Below are 16,130 nucleotides of genomic sequence, written 5' to 3' on the forward strand. Positions count from 1 at the left end.
TGGACTCGTCCACTGCTGTGTGACGGACCGGATACACAGGTTACCCGGTAGTGGCCTCGATCAGGGCAGCGGGCCACCCGCCGCGAGTGCGCAGAGTTTGGTGAACTCGTCACCGTCGAGGCTCGCGCCACCCACGAGAGCACCGTCGATGTTCTCGCAGGCCACCAGCTCGCCCACGTTGCCCGATTTCACCGAACCGCCGTAAAGCACCCGAACGGCCGAAGCGATCTCGTCGCCGTACTTCTCGGCGAGCACCGTGCGGATGGTCTTGCAGACCTCCTCGGCGTCGGCCGGCGTCGCCACCTTGCCGGTGCCGATGGCCCACACGGGCTCATAGGCCACGACCACGTTCTTCACCTGGTCGGGCTTCAGGCCCTTGAGTCCTTCGAGCAGCTGCCTCGTCGCGTGCGCGTGGTGCTCACCGGCCTCGCGGATCTCGAGGTTCTCCCCCACACACAGGATCGGCGTGATCCCGTGCTTGAGGGCGGCGCGCACCTTTCGGCAGATCAGGTCGTCGGTCTCGGCGTGGTACTCGCGCCGCTCCGAGTGCCCGATCGCGACGAACGTGCAGCCCAGCTTGGCGAGCATCGGCCCCGACACGTCGCCGGTGTAGGCACCGGAGTCGTGCGGCGACAGGTCCTGCGCGCCGTAGGTGAGCGACAGTTTGTCGCCGTCGGTGAGCGTCTGCACGCTGCGGATGTCCGTGAACGGCGGCAGCACCGCGACGTCCACCTTCGCGTAGTACTTCTCCGGCAGGGCGAAGGCGATCTTCTGAACCAGCGCGATGGCCTCGAGGTGGTTCAGGTTCATCTTCCAGTTGCCGACGATCAACGGCTTGCGTGCCACTAGTTCTTCTCCAACGCAGAGACGCCGGGCAGTTCCTTGCCCTCGAGGTACTCCAGTGAAGCACCGCCGCCCGTGGAGATGTGGGAGAACCCGTCCTCGGGCAGACCCAGCTGCCGCACCGCGGCCGCCGAGTCACCGCCGCCGACCACGGTGAACGCGTTGCTCTGCACGAGCGCCTCGGCCACGGCACGGGTGCCGCCCGAGAACGCCTCGAACTCGAACACGCCCATCGGCCCGTTCCAGAACACGGTCGCCGCGTCGGCCAGCTTGGAGGCGAACAGCTCACGGCTGCGCGGGCCGATGTCGAGACCCTGGCGGTCGGCCGGGATGGCCGTGGCGTCGACGACGTCGTGCCCGGCGTCGGCCGAGAACTCCGTCGCGGCCAGCACGTCGACCGGGAGCACGAGCTCGACGCCGCGCTTCTCGGCCTCGGCGAGGAAACCGGACACCTGCTCGAGCTGGTCCTCCTGCAGCAGCGACTGGCCGACCTCGTGGCCCTGGGCCTTGAGGAAGGTGTACGCCATGCCACCGCCGATGAGCAGGCGGTCGACCTTGGTCAGCAGGTTGGCGATCACGCCGAGCTTGTCCGACACCTTCGCGCCGCCGAGCACCACCACGTAGGGGCGCTTGACGTCGTCGGTGAGCTTCTTCAGCACGTCGAGTTCGGCCAGCACCAGGCCGCCCGCGTACGCCGGGAGCACCGCGGCGATCTCGTAGACCGACGCCTGCTTGCGGTGCACCACGCCGAACCCGTCGGACACGAACGCGCCGCCGGGCACGAGCGCGGCCAGCTCCGCCGCGAGCTCGGAGCGGTCGACGGCGTCCTTGCTGGTCTCCCGCGCGTCGAAGCGCACGTTCTCCAGCAGTGCGACACCGCCGTCGGCGAGACCGCCGACGAGCGCCTTGGCCGAGTCGCCCACGAGGTCACCCGCGAGCGGCACCTCGGTGCCGAGCAGCTCGCCCAGCCGCTTGGCGACGGGCGCGAGCGTGTACTTCGGGTCGGGTTCGCCCTTGGGCCGGCCCAGGTGCGCGGTGACGACGACCTTCGCGCCCGCGTCGGCGAGCTTCTTGATCGTCGGCACGGCGGCGCGAACGCGGCCGTCGTCGGTGATCCGGTCCCCGTCGAGCGGGACGTTCAGGTCGCTGCGTACCAGCACGTAGCGGCCCTGAACGCTCTCACTCAGCAGGTTCTCCAGGTTCTTGACCGTCATCGGGTTCAGGCGAGCTTCGAGCCGACGAGCTTGACCAGGTCGGCGAGGCGGTTGGAGTAGCCCCACTCGTTGTCGTACCAGCCGACGACCTTGACCTGGTTGCCGATGACCTTGGTCAGCGGCGCGTCGTAGATGCAGGACGCCGGGTCGGTGACGATGTCCGAGGACACGATCGGGTCCTCGTTGTAGCGCAGGATGCCGGCCAGCGGGCCCTCGGCGGCCGCCTTGTACGCGGCGTTGACCTCTTCGAGGGTGGCGCTCTTGGTGAGCGTCACGGTCAGGTCGGTGGTCGAGCCGGTCGGAACCGGCACGCGCAGCGCGTAGCCGTCGAGCTTGCCGTTGAGCTCCGGCAGCACCAGGCCGATGGCCTTCGCGGCGCCAGTGGAGGTCGGCACGATGTTGATCGCGGCGGCGCGGGCCCGGCGCAGGTCCTTGTGCGGGGCGTCCTGCAGGTTCTGGTCCTGCGTGTACGCGTGGATGGTGGTCATCAGGCCCTGCTCGATGCCGAACGCGTCCTGCAGGACCTTGGCCAGCGGGCCGAGGCAGTTGGTGGTGCAGGACGCGTTCGAGATGATGACCTGCGAACCGTCGTACTTGTCGTCGTTGACGCCCAGCACCACGGTGAGGTCCTCGCCCTTGGCGGGCGCGGAGATGATGACCTTCTTGGCCCCGCCGGCGATGTGCGCCTTGGCGGCGTCGGCGTTGGTGAAGAAGCCGGTCGACTCGACGACGACGTCCACGCCCAGCTCGCCCCACGGCAGGTTCGCCGGGTCGCGCTCCGCCAGCGCCTTGATGGTCGTGCCGTCGACGACGATGCCCTCGTCGGACAGCGACACCTCACCGGGGAACCGGCCCAGGACGGAGTCGTACTTGAGCAGGTGGGCCATCGTGGCGACGTCGCCGAGGTCGTTGAACGCGACCACCTCGATGTCGTGGCCGCTCGCCTTCACGGCGCGGAAGAAGTTGCGGCCGATCCGGCCGAAGCCGTTGACACCTACGCGAACGGTCACTGCTGCCACTCCTCTTGTTCGTGATCCTCGAACCGGGGCCCACGCCCCGGAAGACTGCCGGGTTCGGCGCAACCCTAGCGCGCGGGCGCGGTCGTCCCTGACTGCCCCGACGAGACTTCCACCACTGCGCCGCACCGTCAAGAATCGATTAAGAAGCCAGCTCACAAGCTTGCGCCCGGAAATCGGCTCGCGGCCCGGCCGGGGTGCGGACCACTCGCTTGATCGGTCTTGGTGCCGCGGTTCACGTGGTCGGCTGACGAGCCCGCCGTGTCCGGAAGACCGGAAATCACCCGCCGCCCGACAGCTCCCGTTCCACGGGAGTGCGGAACTTGGGCACGACCCGCGTCTCGCCGAGCCACGTCTGCAGGCGGGCGGCTTCGGCCTCCACCGCGGCTGTCCGCTCGCGTCCGGGGTCTTCGAGCAACCGCAGCGCGATCTCGCCGGACGGCTGCTGCGCCCAAGCGCCCACGACGCGGCCGTCCGCCCATACCGTGGGGCCGATGTTGCCGCTGCGGTCGAAGAGGGCGGCGCGGTGGGGACCGACGTACCAGTCGCGGGCGGACCAGCCCATCGCCGTCGGGTCGAGGGCGGGCAGCAGGGCGACCCACGGTTCCGGTTCGGGGACGGGGCCGAGGTCGTCGGAGAGGACGAGCCCGGGTTCGCCGTCGAGGTCGACGTCGGTGGTGTCGACGGCCGCGAGGGCCTGTTTCGTCTGCGTGGCCGTCCAGCCGGTCCACCAGCGGAGGTCGGAGACAGGCGCCGGGCCGAACGCGTGGAGCCAGCGGCGAGCCAGCTCCGCGCGGGCCTCGGCGGCCGGCACCTCCGGGAGGCCGCCCGGGAGCCAGCCGTCGAGCGGGGCCCAGACGTACTGGGTGCTCAGCCAGCTGCCGCGCGGCCGCCCGCGCACGATGCGGCCCTCGACCGCGAGCTGGAAGAGCACGCGGCTCGTGACGTTGCCGATCGCGCCGTACGGCTTGCCCTTCGCCATGTGCAGCTGCTGACGCAGGCGCGGTTCGTCGCCTGCCAGCTCCTGCGCGGTCGCGGATCCTCTGGCGCGCAAGGCTTTTTCGACGCTCACGGCGACGTCGGCGAGCCACCGCGGCGGATCCTCGACGTTGGTGGGGTGCCCGATGGTGCCGAGGTGCTGTTCGAGCAGTTTCCGTTGCCGCACGGCGATGTCGGCCGCGCAGCCGGCCTGCACGAGCGCCGCCGTGGCGACGTCGAGCACGAACACCGTGCGGCGCATGCCGAGCAGCCGCACCAGGGTGCGGTCTTCGTACAGCGCGCGCTCGACTTCACCCACGACATCGGTCCCGGCGGGCGTGCGGGCCCACGCGGCGAGGTACACCGACGCCGGGTCGGTCGCGTGCAGGGCGACGACACCGGCCGCGGCGTCCTCGACCGTCGCCGACGGAGTCGCGAGGCGGTGGCGCACCCCGAGCCGGGCCCGGCGCTGCGCGAGGGAGATCTTCACGCGCTCGTTGTACCAGCGGGGTGCGACAAAAACGCTTCGTCCGCCGCCGCGTTCCGCGATTACCCTCGGCCTATGGTCACCCCGGCGCACCTCGTGGCCTTCGCCGCGCTGACGTTCCTCATGGTCGTCGTCCCCGGCCCCAGCGTGCTGTTCACCATCAGCCGCGCGCTGACCGTCGGGCGCCGCGATGCGCTGCTCACCGTCCTCGGCAACGCCGCGGGCGTGTACACGCAGGTGGTGGCCGTCGCGTTCGGGCTGGGCGCGGTCGTGACGACATCGGCCGCCGTGTTCACCGCGATCAAGCTCGCGGGTGCGCTGTACCTCGTCTACCTGGGCATCCAGGCCATTCGCAAGCGCCGCAAGCTCGCCGACGCGATGGCGGCCTCCGTGCGCACCACGCCGGGTCGCACGCTGTCCGTCCTGCGTGTCGGCTTCGTCGTCGGCTTCGCCAACCCGAAGTCGATCGTGTTCCTGGCCGCGCTGCTCCCCCAGTTCGTCGATCCGGCCGCCGGGTCGGTGCCCGCGCAGATGCTGCTGCTCGGCATCTGCCTCCCGGCCATCGCTCTGGCCACCGACAGCGCGTGGGCCCTTGTCGCCGGGACGGCACGCACCTGGTTCGCCCGCTCGCCCCGCCGCCTCGAACTCGTGGGCGGCACCGGGGGCCTGGTGATGATCGGCCTGGGCGCGACGCTCGCGTTCACGGGACGGAAGGACTAAGCCAGCGCTGTCACCAGGTCGCGCTGCCACTCCCTGGGCAGCCCGTCGAGGGAGACGACCACCTGGTCGGCACCGGCGGAGCGGTACTCGCGCAGCCGGGCCACGACCGTGTCGAAATCGCCGTGCGCGGTCACGCCGTCGATGAGGCGGTCGGACAGGTCCGCGGTGTCGGCGGCAGTGAAGCCCATGCGGCGGAAGTTGGCCGCGTAACCCGGGACGCCGGCGAGGAACCGGAGGGAGCCGCTGCGCACGGTGTCGCGGGCACGGACCGGATCGGGGTCGGCGACGACCGTGGTGAGCACGGCCAGGCCGGTGTCCGGACCGAGCAGTTCGCGGGCCGACGCGACGTAGTCCGGCGTGACGAGGAACGGGTACGCCGCGCGAGCGCGGTCGCGGGCCAGTTCGAGCATGCGGGGTCCCAGTGCGGACAGCACGCGCTGCGCGGCCGGGACCACCGCGTCCAGCTCGTCGAGGTAAGCCGACAGCGTGGCGAGCGGGCGGGCGCCGTGGGCGCCGCCGAGGCCGGGCAGCCAGCGGCCGGGGTGGGTGGCCGCCAGGTCGCGGTAGCGTGCCGCCACGTCGGCCGCGCGCACCCGGTCCACGGACAGGATCCCGTTGACCACCGTGATCCGCCGCGTCGCGCGCACGAGTTCGGGCACGAGTGCCCCGTTGTCACCCTGACCACCCGGCACCCACACCGTGGCGTAGCCGAGTTCCTCCAGCCGCACCGCCTCCGCGACCGCCGCCGCCGAGTCCGTCGTGCCGAACGCGGGTGTCGCCGCTCCCACCGGGCCGAGTGTCGTCATGCCGGTGGCAACCGGCACCGGCCCGGTGGTGTTCCGCTCACGCCGGTTGTTCGTCGACAGCGGAATCCACAGCGGAAACCACAGCGGGATCCAGCACGGAATCGCCGGCGGGCTCCTCGGCCGAAGCCGGCACGTCGACCTTGCTGAACATCCGCGTCGCCGAGAGCCGGGCGACGCCGTCCGGATCGCCGAGGTCCTCCAAGCAATTGCGGATCGTCGAGTCCACCGACAGGTACTTCCGGCCGGCCCGCAGGTCGGCGTCGTTGCGCAGCCGCACGATGAGGGGGAACTCCGCGAGCGCGCCCGCGTCGAACAAGCCGGTGGTGTAGATCAGCTGCACGCCCAGGGCTTCCGCGACCGCGCGCTGCAGCTCCAGCAGGTACCCCGCCGACGCGCGACCGATGGGGTTGTCCAGGAACAGCACGCCGGAGTGGCGGTTGCGCGCCTTGCCGCGGTTGTTCGCGCGCAGCGCCGCGAGCGTGCAGTACAGGATGATCGCCGCGGTGAGCTGCTGCCCGCCGGAGAACACGTCGCGGATCTCCGACACGCGCTGGCGTTCGGTGCGCAGCACGGAATCCGGCTTCAGCATGTCGACGCGGAACCCCTTGGGCGCGGCCACCTGCACGCCGCGCAGCACGAGCGACAGCCCGTCGCGCTTCACGTCGCGGCCGTCGGCCGTCTTGCCCACCGCCGCCTCGTCGACGACCTCGCCGAGCTTCTCCGCGAGCACGTTGTCCTCGAGTTCGGTGAAGCGGATGCGCAGGAACTCCTGGCCCGACCAGTCACCGAGCCCGTCGGGCAGCCGCGACACGCGCTGGGCCGAGCGCAGCGTGCGCAGCGCGCCGTCGACCATGCCCTGCAGGCGCGTGATGATGCCGCCGCGGTGGCGGTCGATCTGAGCGAGGTCGTCGGTGAGCGTGCGCAGCCGCGGGCGCAGCGCCTCGGCCCACTCCACGGCGTGGGCGGGCAGCTGGTCGCGCTTGACCGAGATCACCTGCTGGCGCACCGGTGTGCTCAGCTTCTCGAAGCGCTTTTCCGTGGCGTACTGCGCCAGCTGGTCCGCGGCCGCGCGGACGCGCCGGTCGCCCGTGTCGGCGGCTTCCTGCGCGTTCGACAGCACGGTGTTCAGCTGCGAATGCTTGGCGCGCGCGGATTCGACGTCCCCGTCATACGCCTCGGCGCTCGTGTCCTCGACGAGCAAGTGCGCGAGCGACTCGCCGAGCAGCCCGAACCCGGACGCCGACGCCTTGGCCGCCTCCAGCGTCGCCTCCGCCGCCGCGCGCCGCTCCTGCAGCTCCTCCCACGTGCGGGCCGCGGCCGACACCTCGAGCGACGCCGCGTCGATGAGCTGCAGGCCGTGCTCGATGTCGCGCGGCCGCTCGGCCGGCGACGCCGCACCCGTCTGCAGCGGCAGCACGTCCAGCTCGGCCCGCCGCGTGGACACCAGGCCGATCGCCTCGGTGCGTTCCTCCTCCACCGCGTCCACCACACGCCGCGCGCGGGCCAGCGCCGCCGCGCGGGCCGACGCGTCGGAACCGTCCGGCGTCTCCAGCAGCTCCGCGGCGCGCGTGCGCACCCCTTCGTCGAGCGCTTCGAGCGCGGAGGCCGCCGCAGCTTCCGCGGATTCGGCCTGCTCCAGTTCGGACCGCAGGTCGCTGCCGACCTCCACCTTGGCGTAGGCGTCCGAAGCCGACGCGAACGACCGGCGCAGCGCGTCCACCGGTTCGACCGGCGCCTCGGTGTCTTCGGAGTCTTCCGTCACTTCGGCGGCACCCGGCACCTCGGCCAGCTCGGCCCGGGCGGTCGTCGCCGTGCGGCGGTGCCCGTCGGCGGTCCGCTGCTCCTCCCCCGCCTGCTCACGCAACCGCGCGGCGCGGGCTGCCGCGTCGGCCGCGGTGGCTTCGGCGCGCTCGGCGATCTCCGTGGCCCGCTCGACTTCTTCGGTCCACTCCGCCACGCGAGCCGCCCGGGCCGCGAGCTCACCGAGCCGGCGGGCCTTCTCCTCACTGTCGGCCACCGCGGCGCGCAACGCCGGCACGCGCTCGCGCAGTGCGGCCACTTTTTCGCTCAACCGCGCGAATTCCGCTTCCGCCCGGCCCAGCGCCGTCTGCGCGGTCTCGCGCGCGACGCGGGCGCTTTCGGCCTGTTCCGCGAGCGTCGCGATCGCGCCGGCCGGGTAGTCCTCGCGCCACGTGGTGAGCTTCCACGTCAGCGCGCCGTCGGTGGCGAGCGAAGCGGCGAGCTGCTCCAGGCGGCGCTGGCGTTCGGCGTGCCGCCGCGCCACCGCTTCGCGTTCGGTGTCGGCCGCTTCCTCGTCGTACATCGCCGGGTTCGGCGGCACGAGGAACTCCACACCCGCCGCGGCCGGCGCGTCCTCCTGCTGGAACGCCTCGGTGGTGCCGACGGCGACCACGGCGCTGGGCAGCAGCCGCCCGGCCGCCAGCACCTCGCGCGCCCGCGGCACTTGCGCGGCGTCGTTCAGCAGCACCCCGGCGACGAGCTGCGGCAGGCGCTCCAGCACCTCGTCCCGCCGCCCGGCGTCCAGTTTGGACAGATACCGCCAGCCGGACCACGCGGTGATCCCGGCCTGTTCGAGGGCGTCGAGGGCCGCCTGCACGTCGTGCGGTGGCGGCAGCAGGCCCCCGGAGCCGAGCGCGGCGAGCGCCCGTTCGTCGGCCGACTCCTCCATCCGCAGCGCCGTCTGCTCCTTCTCGACGGCCGCGCTCGCGTCGCGAAGCCGTTGCAGCAGCACGGGCAGATCGCTTTCGAGCCGCACGTCGTCGGCGGCCAGCAGCTCGACGAGCCGCGGTTCGGCCGCCAGCGCGTCCGTGCGCCGGTGCGCCCGGTCGAGGTCCTCGGCCGCGCGCGCCAGCCGGTCCTGTGTGGACCCCGCGAGCTGGTTCGCCTCATTGACAGCTCGTTGCGCCGCCTGCAAGTCCTCGCCCACGCGGTCGAGTTCCTGCTCGCGCCGGCCGAGTTCGGTGGCCGCTTCGTCGGCTTCGCCGCGCGCTGCGCGCGCCGCCTCCGGCACGTCCGCTCCGGCCGCGAGCAGTCCACTTCGGACGGAATTCGAGATCTCCTCGCGCAGCTCGGCGATGCGCGAGGACAGCCCCCGTGCTTCCGCCCGGCGCGAGGCGGCGAGGTTCGCGGCCTCGTCGCGATCGGTCTGCGCCTTTTCGGCCTCGGCGCGCAACGCGCCGGCGTGGGCCTCGGCCTGGTCGGCCTGCCGCTGTGCGTCGCGGGCCAGCGCCAGCAAGCCGCGCGCGAGCGCGGACGCCGCCGCGTTGCGCGCCGCCAGCGCGGGCTTCGCCTTCTCCTCGCGGTTGCCGACGAGCTCGCGCAGATCCTTGGCCTTGCGCGCCGCGTTGAGCTGGTTGAGCACGGTCGCGGTTTCGCGCCACGCCTCGGCGGCCGTCTTCGCGTCGGCCAGCTCGTCGTCCACCCGCTTGCGCGCTTCCTGCGCTTCCTCCAGCCGCAACACGGCGACGAGCCGGCGCAGCTCCGTGACTCCCGCCGCGAGGCGGCGATGGTCGCCCTCGGCGAGATTCTCCGCCGACTTGACCTCGTCGACGTGCTCTTCGAGCCCCGAAAGCCGCGCGTTCTCCAACTCGTTGCGCGCGTGGATTCGCCCGGCGAGCTCCCGCAGGTCCGCGCGGGCCGACTCGGCGATCCGGCGCGACGCCGCGGCCACGCCCTCCTCGTCGGCCAGCGGGCCGAGCAGTTCGAGCGCCCCCTCGACGAAGTCCTTCTCCGCCAGCAGTTCGCCGCGCTGCGCGAGGTTGTGGGCATACGTCGACACGACCTCGGCGAGGTCCTTCGGCTCGTCTTCCGACAGCACTGCGCGCAGCAGGAACTCCACGAACGCCTCGTCGGTGGAGAACTGGAACGCGTCGGCCGCCTCGCCCTCGCCGGCGTTCATCGCGCGCTGGTACCGGAACAGTTCCGTGTCGAGACCGAGCGAGTCCAGTTTGGCAGTCCACTCGTGGTGGCGCCGCGTCCACGACAGCTCCAGCTCCGGTTCGGCCATCGAGGCCGCGGCGATCCGGTCGTGGAAGCCGGACATGGTGAGCAGCCGGCCGTCCTCGGTCAGCGGCAGCGAGTCGAGCCCCACCGCCGCCGTCGGGCGGAAGCAGTACCACGAGTCGACGAGGTTCTCCGAGTCCGCCGACGTCACCTGCCCGCGCCACTCCGACACCTTGCCGGTGATCACGCGGTGCCCGGTATCGACGTGCAGCCACTCCAGCACGACGTGCGAAACGTCCTTGGCCGCCACGAACTTCTCCAGCACCTTGGTGCTCGTGGTGCCCACGACCTGGCGACGGCCCGGCAGCATCACGGAGAAGATCAGCTTGATCAGCACCGATTTGCCGCCGCCGTTCTCCAGGAACAGCACGCTCGCGGGGGAAGGCCGGCGCACCGGCCCCCCGGCGTGGATGCCGGCGCTGAACAGCGCGTCCTGCTTGGGCGCGGTGATGGTGGCGCCGACGCCGCTGAAGTCCAGCACCACGTCCTGGTAGCGGGCGCCCGCGGGGCCCACCGAGTGCAGGCGGACCCGCGAAAGCTCGTACATCGAATCCCCTCTACTGCAACGTGTCCGACGCGGTTGCGCGCAGCGTGCCCCCCGCGCTCGCGACCGCGACGACGCCGAGCGCGAGCAAGTCGTCGAACGCCGCGTCGGCGGCCAGCTCGCGCACCTGGATCTGGTACCGGGGCGTGGTGCGGTAGGTACCGCCCTGCTCGTCGCTCACCGGCACCAGGAAACCCTGATCGGCGAGGAACCGCAGGGCGCGCGCGACCATGCCCCGGGTGGTGTCGGCGGCCATGCGGCCGTCCTTCGTGGCCGCGGCGGCCGGGCGGCGGGCGTAGGCGCGCCACGCCTGTTCCAGCTCCGGCGCGTCGGCCGGCGGGTCGTTGTTGGTCTCGGCCTGCTGCGCGCGCTCGTCGAGGATGCGCGCGGCCTCACGCACCATCGCGTCGACCTGCTCCACGCTCACGCGGCCGATGTAGGTGTCGTTGGCGAGGTCGTCGGGCCGCGGGTAGGCGAGCGCGGCCGCGGCGAGGTGGATGAGGCCGTGCATGACCTTCTCGGTCTCGCGGCGCTCGCGGATCTTGGCCTGGCGCGCGTAGCTGTCCATCTTGATCTCGAAGATCGACTCGTCGACGGCCGCGAGCACGGCGCCCGCCTGCTGGTTGACCTCAAGCACCATGAGCCCGAGGCCCGACGCGACGGCGTGCGTGAGCGCCTTGAACGCGTTGTCCTCGGCGTAGCGGCGCACCAGCTCGCCGTAGACGACGTCGCGGGCGGGCAGCTGCTTCGGGCGCATGCCGAACGCGACCAGGCGCGCGGCGGCCTCGGCGTCGACGCTCGTGTGGGTCACGGGCATCAGGCGACCTCCTGGGGCTCGGGTTCGGCATCGTGGTCTTCGGCGCGCTCGACCTGCGCGGTGGACAGCAGCAGATCGGCTCCGCCGAACTCGGGGTCGTCGAGCAGCGTGCCGTCGTCGACGGCCAGCAGCACCTGGCGTTCCCCCTGGCGGCGCGCGGCGCCGACCTCGGGACTGTAGGCGTGCAGTGCGCGCAGCGCGACGAGAGCCGCCAGCCCGGGTTGCTTCGTGCGGCGCGCGTCCTCCAGCAGGCCTGACAGGCGGCGCGGCACGTCGGGCAGGTCGAGCAGGTCGTCGGCCAGGCGCCACACGTCGTCGCCGAAGCGGTCGGTGTCCTCGGCGGGCATCAGCTCGGGCTCGGGGACCTCGCCCACCAGCTGGTCGCGGTCGGGCGCCGGCCGCAGCAGCAGCGACACGAGCGAAGACAGCGACGGCACAGCAGGTGGCGTGATCCCGGCGACGGCGTGGAAGAAGTGCTCGGCGGGCGCGCCGGCGTCGGCCAGCGGCAGGCCGAGCGTCGGCACGAGCAGCTGGCCGAACAGGTCGATCGTCGCGCGCTGCGGCGGGCCGGAGAACTGCTGGCGGTCCTGCTCGGCGCGGAACACCGCACCCGCGGCGGCCAGGCGCGACTGCAGGCGGGTGTGGCGGCGGATGCAGTCGGCGACGATGTCGACGAGCTCGGCCGCGCGGCGCTTGTGGTCGGCGTCCTCGGACTCGTCCCGCGCGCTGGTGATGTTCTTGAGGATCGCGTTCTCCGCGCGGAAACGGGACTCGATGTGCCCGAGCGCGGTGTCGATCAGCTCCGGGACCTCGAGTTCCCAGTCGACGGCGCGCACGTCGCGGCGGGTGGCGTCGAGCTTCGCGCGCAGGGTCTCGCCGTACTGGACGGTGCGGTAGCGCGCCTGCTCGGCCGCGAGCTTCGCGTCGGTGAGCCGGCCCCGGTTGATCAGGTTCTCGAGCTTCACCTCGGCCGCGATCTGGGCCGACTCGACGTCGGTGTCCAGCGCGCCGACGAGCACGTTGATCGCTTCGTCCGTGGCGCGCAGGTACACCTCACCGTCGGGCGCGGCCAGCTCGACGAGCAGCTTGAAGTCGAACTGCCTGCGCTGGTAGCCGTCCGGGCCCATCGAACCGTAGACGCGCCGGAAGCCACGGTCGGTCGTGCCGACGTTGATCAGGTTGTCGAGCACCCACTTCGCCACGCGCACGTGTTCCTCGGGCGTGCGCGAACGCGCCTGCTGCGAGATGAACGGCAACAGCCGGTCGATCACCTGGTCGTGGCCCGCACCGGTGTCGAAGTCCATGGCGATGGTGACCTGGTCGATCGTGTGCAGCGCGATCTCGGCCATCTGGTAGACCGTGGCGTCGGCCCAGTCGAGCTTGGCCTTGCGGGCGTCGAGGTCGTGCAGCGGCGCGGTGCACGCGAGCGCCTTCAGCCGGCGGGTCAGCCCCTCGTCGGCCAGGCCCGCGCTCCCCATCTCGTCGTCTCGCACAGCAGGCCAGGCTAGTCGGCCTGCTCAGGCGCCCGCACACGCGGACGGCTAGCGTGACCCACATGCGTGAGATGACCAGGGACGAGTGGTGGGCGTTCGCGAGCGAGGGCACGCGGACGGGGATGCTGGGGATCGTGCGCGCGAACGGCGCCCCGATCGTCACGCCGATCTGGTTTCTGCTGAACGAGGGCCCCGACGGTGCCGAAATCGTGTTCACGACGGGCACGGACACCTTGAAGGGCAAGGCGTTGCGCCGCGACCCGCGCCTGTCGCTGGCGGTCGACGACCAGAAGCCGCCGTACTCCTACGTGCAGTTCACCGCCGAGGCGACACTGCACCACGACCTCGGCGAGATGCTGGACTGGGCCGCCCGCCTCGGCGCTCGCTACATGGGCGCCGACCTGGCCGAGGCGTACGGCAAGCGCAACGCGGTGCCGGAGGAATCCCTCGTCCGGGCGAAGATCACGAAGGTGATCGCCCGCGCGGACATCGCCGGCTGAGCCGCGTGGACCAGTCCACGCACGAAGGGTGCTCGGGCAGTCCGGTATTGACACCACTCCGTCCGGGATGGTGTGATCTTCCCACCAATAGATAGGAAAGTTTCCTAACTAGCACACTCGGTCCCCGACTCGACTCCCCGGCGTACCACACTCCCGGCTCGCACTGCCGCCGGATCTCCTGCGAGGGCAGGGGATTACACGGCCGCGGGTGCCGCCGGCCGCGGCGCGGCGCCGGAATGCAGGACTGTTTCGGGGGCGGTCGGAACGGCGCCGGCTGTCCCGGCCGCACCTTCCGCCGACCTGCCGTCCACACCGGACGCTTCACCAGCCGAACAGGCTCGCCATCACGCGTTCACAGCGCCGGGTCATCGACGCGGCCGTCTCGCCGGGCCGGTCGATCCACCACCCGATCAGCGAGTCGACGACTCCGGTCCAGACGTGCGCGACAGCCTCGGTGTCGAGCGGGTCGGGCAAGCCGCGTGACGCCAGCAACCGGCCGGCACCCACGAGAGCGAACGCGTCGAGCCGCTCGCGGTAGCCGGCGGCCGAGGCCGCGATGTCACCCGTGCCCGGCACCGTGGGGTCGCGCAGGAGCTTCCAGGCGTAGCGGTCGTGGTCGAAGGTCGCGAAGATCGCGGCCAGCACCGCGAGCGGCATGCGGTCGGGTTCGCCGCCGGCGGCCATGGTCTCGGCGACGCCGTCGGTGAGCCGGTCGCCCGCCCGGTGCAGGCACGCGAGGTACAGGCCGTCCTTGGAGCCGAAGTACTGGTACAGCAACGGTTTCGTGACGCCCACCCGGCGCGCGATCGCCACCATCGACGCGCCCGCGTACCCGGCCCGGCCGAATTCCTCGGTGCCTGCCGCGAGGATCTGCGACTCGCGTTCGCCGCGCGGCACACCCTTCGTCCCCACGGCCCTTGACCTTGTCACGAGGATGAGCCTACCGTAAGTGACCCTAAGGTAAGTTACCTTCGAGTCAGTTCCAGCGGAGGAGACGACGTGGCCGACTTCCTGGCGCACCTGCGTGATCCGGTGCTCTACGCGATCCCGGTGTTCCTGCTGTTCGTGGTAGTGGAGATCGTCGCGGTGCACGTGCTCGGCCGCGACGACGGCGTGGTCGGCTACAGCGTCGCGGACACCCGGACGAGCATGCTGATGGGCGCGGTCGCGCTCGGCGTCAACGCGCTGTTCCGGCTCGTGATGCTGGTGGTGTTCGCCGTGCTGTTCGAGCTCGCGCCGGTGAAGTTCGACCCGCGCGACTGGTGGACTTGGGTGCTCATGCTGCTCGGGCAGGAGCTCGTGTTCTACGCCTACCACCGCGCGAGCCACCGCGTGCGGCTGTTGTGGGCGGGGCACCAGGTGCACCACTCGAGCGAGCACTACAACTTCTCGACCGCGTTGCGGCAGAAGTGGACCCCGTACTGCCAGCTGCCGTTCTGGTCCGTGCTGGCGCTGTGCGGGATCCCGCCGTGGCTGATCCTGACGGGACTGTCGATCGACCTCGTGTACCAGTTCTTCGTGCACACGGAGAAGGTCGGCAAGCTGCCGCGCTGGTTCGAGTTCGTGTTCAACACCCCTTCGCACCACCGCGTGCACCACGGCGGCGACGCCGAGTACCTCGACGCGAACTACGGCGGCATCCTCATCGTGTGGGACCGGCTGTTCGGCAGCTTCGTCCCCGAGGGCAAGCGGCCGACGTACGGGCTGACGAAGAACATCGAGACGCATAACTTGCTAAAGGTCGGGTTCCACGAGTACGGCTCGATCCTGCGCGACGTCCGCCGCGCGACGACGTGGCGCGGGCGGGCCGGGTACGTGTTCGGCCCGCCCGGCCGGCAGCCGGCCGGTGCTGAAACAGCCGCCGTCGCGTGAGAAATCACTTGCCGCACATGGTGTTCTGGAGGGGTGCCTGAACCGATCCGCCCGTACCGCTGGGACCTCGTGCGCCCGGACCAGGTCGGCACCCTGCCCGCCGGGTGCCGGACCTGTGGTACCTGGACGAGCTCGCCGAGTGCGCCGCGCGGGTGCTGGCGTGCGGCGGCGACGGTGAGCTGTACTTCGTGGGCCGTTCCGGGGACAGCGTGCACGACCTGCTGAGCGGCGCGCTGACGGACACCACGAGGCTGCACCTGCTGCCGTTGTCGCTCGGCTGGGTCGGGAGCCCGCGGCTGCGCCCGATGCGACTTGACGAGACGGCTCAGCTGCGGGCGAACCTCGCCGACGCCGGGATCTCCCCCGCCCGGTTCACCCGTGGCCGCCCAGTGGTCTTCACCGATCTCGTGCACTCGGGCGGCACGTTCGAGACGTTCGTGGCGCTGCTGCGCGACTGGGCGAGCGACGACGGCGTCGCTTGGGCCGAGGTCCGGCGGCGGCCGCGGTTCCTCGGGATCACCTCGCGGGAGGCGACGAGCCCGAAGACGTGGCGGTGGCAGCAGCGCGCGGACTGGACCTCCGACCTGCCCGCGAGCGCGATCCGGAACGTCTCGCTCGACGGCGGCGTCTGGCACGACCTCGGCAACCCGCAACCGAAGCTGACGCGCTCCTTCACCGCAAGCGCTTGGCCGCCGAGGAAGTCCGCGCGCCCCACCACGACGACAAGACGCGCGAAGCGCTCGCCGAGGCTCAGGCGATCGTCAGAGCCGGGCGCACGGCAGCGGTGCGCGACCGCGTGGTCGGCGTGCTGGTGAAG

General features: G+C 71.7%; 13 protein-coding genes. 4 read left to right on the forward strand and 9 right to left on the reverse strand.

What is annotated here, in order from left to right; translation table 11 throughout:
- Nucleotides 1-60: 60 nt before the first annotated feature.
- The 4 genes from tpiA to I6J71_RS31110 all read right to left on the reverse strand — a co-directional run bounded on the left by tpiA (nucleotide 61) and on the right by I6J71_RS31110 (nucleotide 4,541).
- Nucleotides 61-846 carry a triose-phosphate isomerase gene (gene tpiA, locus I6J71_RS31095; RefSeq protein WP_204090115.1) on the reverse strand — a complete coding sequence of 262 codons (786 nt, stop codon included), beginning with the start codon at nucleotides 844-846 and terminating at the stop codon, nucleotides 61-63.
- Complete coding sequence (pgk, locus tag I6J71_RS31100; RefSeq protein WP_204090116.1) at nucleotides 846-2,057, reverse strand: phosphoglycerate kinase; 1,212 nt, start codon at nucleotides 2,055-2,057, stop codon at nucleotides 846-848. Before pgk ends, tpiA begins: the two co-directional genes overlap by 1 nt.
- Nucleotides 2,058-2,062: 5 nt before the next feature.
- Nucleotides 2,063-3,067 carry a type I glyceraldehyde-3-phosphate dehydrogenase gene (gene gap, locus I6J71_RS31105; RefSeq protein WP_204090117.1) on the reverse strand — a complete coding sequence of 335 codons (1,005 nt, stop codon included), beginning with the start codon at nucleotides 3,065-3,067 and terminating at the stop codon, nucleotides 2,063-2,065.
- Nucleotides 3,068-3,353: 286 nt separating this feature from the next.
- The gene (locus I6J71_RS31110) at nucleotides 3,354-4,541 is read right to left on the reverse strand and encodes a winged helix DNA-binding domain-containing protein (RefSeq protein ID WP_204090118.1); all 1,188 of its coding nucleotides are present in this window, start codon (nucleotides 4,539-4,541) and stop codon (nucleotides 3,354-3,356) included.
- Between the two features lie 72 nt (nucleotides 4,542-4,613).
- Here I6J71_RS31110 and I6J71_RS31115 point away from each other — a divergent pair, with 72 nt between their 5' ends.
- Entirely contained in the window at nucleotides 4,614-5,258 is a 645-nt protein-coding gene (locus I6J71_RS31115; protein WP_204090119.1) for a LysE family translocator, read from the forward strand.
- On the opposite strand, the gene I6J71_RS31120 is transcribed toward I6J71_RS31115, so the two are convergent.
- From I6J71_RS31120 to I6J71_RS31135, 4 genes are read right to left on the reverse strand one after another with little or no spacing between them, the layout of a single operon-like run.
- A complete protein-coding gene (locus I6J71_RS31120; protein WP_239154019.1) occupies nucleotides 5,255-6,082 on the reverse strand; it encodes a TIGR03620 family F420-dependent LLM class oxidoreductase in 828 nt (275 codons plus the stop codon). The genes I6J71_RS31115 and I6J71_RS31120 overlap by 4 nt on opposite strands.
- A gap of 19 nt (nucleotides 6,083-6,101) precedes the next feature.
- Complete coding sequence (locus I6J71_RS31125; protein ID WP_239154020.1) at nucleotides 6,102-10,634, reverse strand: hypothetical protein; 4,533 nt, start codon at nucleotides 10,632-10,634, stop codon at nucleotides 6,102-6,104.
- A gap of 10 nt (nucleotides 10,635-10,644) precedes the next feature.
- The gene (locus I6J71_RS31130; protein ID WP_204090120.1) at nucleotides 10,645-11,448 is read right to left on the reverse strand and encodes a hypothetical protein; all 804 of its coding nucleotides are present in this window, start codon (nucleotides 11,446-11,448) and stop codon (nucleotides 10,645-10,647) included.
- Entirely contained in the window at nucleotides 11,448-12,926 is a 1,479-nt protein-coding gene (locus I6J71_RS31135; RefSeq protein ID WP_204097319.1) for a hypothetical protein, read from the reverse strand. Before I6J71_RS31135 ends, I6J71_RS31130 begins: the two co-directional genes overlap by 1 nt.
- Nucleotides 12,927-13,003: 77 nt before the next feature.
- On the opposite strand from I6J71_RS31135, the gene I6J71_RS31140 reads away from it, so the two are divergent.
- On the forward strand, nucleotides 13,004-13,441 hold the full coding sequence (locus I6J71_RS31140) for a PPOX class F420-dependent oxidoreductase (RefSeq protein WP_204090121.1): 438 nt from the start codon (nucleotides 13,004-13,006) through the stop codon (nucleotides 13,439-13,441).
- A 321-nt stretch (nucleotides 13,442-13,762) separates the two neighbouring features.
- Here I6J71_RS31140 and I6J71_RS31145 read toward each other — a convergent pair whose 3' ends face one another.
- Nucleotides 13,763-14,353 (reverse strand): TetR/AcrR family transcriptional regulator, encoded by a 591-nt coding sequence (locus I6J71_RS31145; protein ID WP_239154021.1) that lies wholly within the window; start codon nucleotides 14,351-14,353, stop codon nucleotides 13,763-13,765.
- A gap of 87 nt (nucleotides 14,354-14,440) precedes the next feature.
- Between I6J71_RS31145 and I6J71_RS31150 the strand changes: the two genes are divergently transcribed.
- Both I6J71_RS31150 and I6J71_RS31155 read left to right on the forward strand, forming a co-directional pair.
- On the forward strand, nucleotides 14,441-15,313 hold the full coding sequence (locus I6J71_RS31150; RefSeq protein WP_204090122.1) for a sterol desaturase family protein: 873 nt from the start codon (nucleotides 14,441-14,443) through the stop codon (nucleotides 15,311-15,313).
- A 104-nt stretch (nucleotides 15,314-15,417) separates the two neighbouring features.
- The gene (locus tag I6J71_RS31155; RefSeq protein WP_239154022.1) at nucleotides 15,418-16,128 is read left to right on the forward strand and encodes a hypothetical protein; all 711 of its coding nucleotides are present in this window, start codon (nucleotides 15,418-15,420) and stop codon (nucleotides 16,126-16,128) included.
- Nucleotides 16,129-16,130 lie beyond the last annotated feature (2 nt).

The sequence above is a fragment of the Amycolatopsis sp. FDAARGOS 1241 genome (genome assembly GCF_016889705.1).
Lineage (GTDB): Bacteria > Actinomycetota > Actinomycetes > Mycobacteriales > Pseudonocardiaceae > Amycolatopsis.

Excerpts from the sequence above, each read along its gene's own strand:
- pgk (WP_204090116.1), bottom strand. The coding sequence starts at position 2,057 with ATGACGGTCAAGAACCTGGAGAACCTGCTGAGTGAGAGCGTTCAGGGC.
- I6J71_RS31135 (WP_204097319.1), bottom strand. The coding sequence starts at position 12,926 with ATGGGGAGCGCGGGCCTGGCCGACGAGGGGCTGACCCGCCGGCTGAAG.
- I6J71_RS31115 (WP_204090119.1), top strand. The coding sequence starts at position 4,614 with ATGGTCACCCCGGCGCACCTCGTGGCCTTCGCCGCGCTGACGTTCCTC.
- I6J71_RS31130 (WP_204090120.1), bottom strand. The coding sequence starts at position 11,448 with ATGCCCGTGACCCACACGAGCGTCGACGCCGAGGCCGCCGCGCGCCTG.
- I6J71_RS31140 (WP_204090121.1), top strand. The coding sequence starts at position 13,004 with ATGCGTGAGATGACCAGGGACGAGTGGTGGGCGTTCGCGAGCGAGGGC.
- I6J71_RS31125 (WP_239154020.1), bottom strand. The coding sequence starts at position 10,634 with ATGTACGAGCTTTCGCGGGTCCGCCTGCACTCGGTGGGCCCCGCGGGC.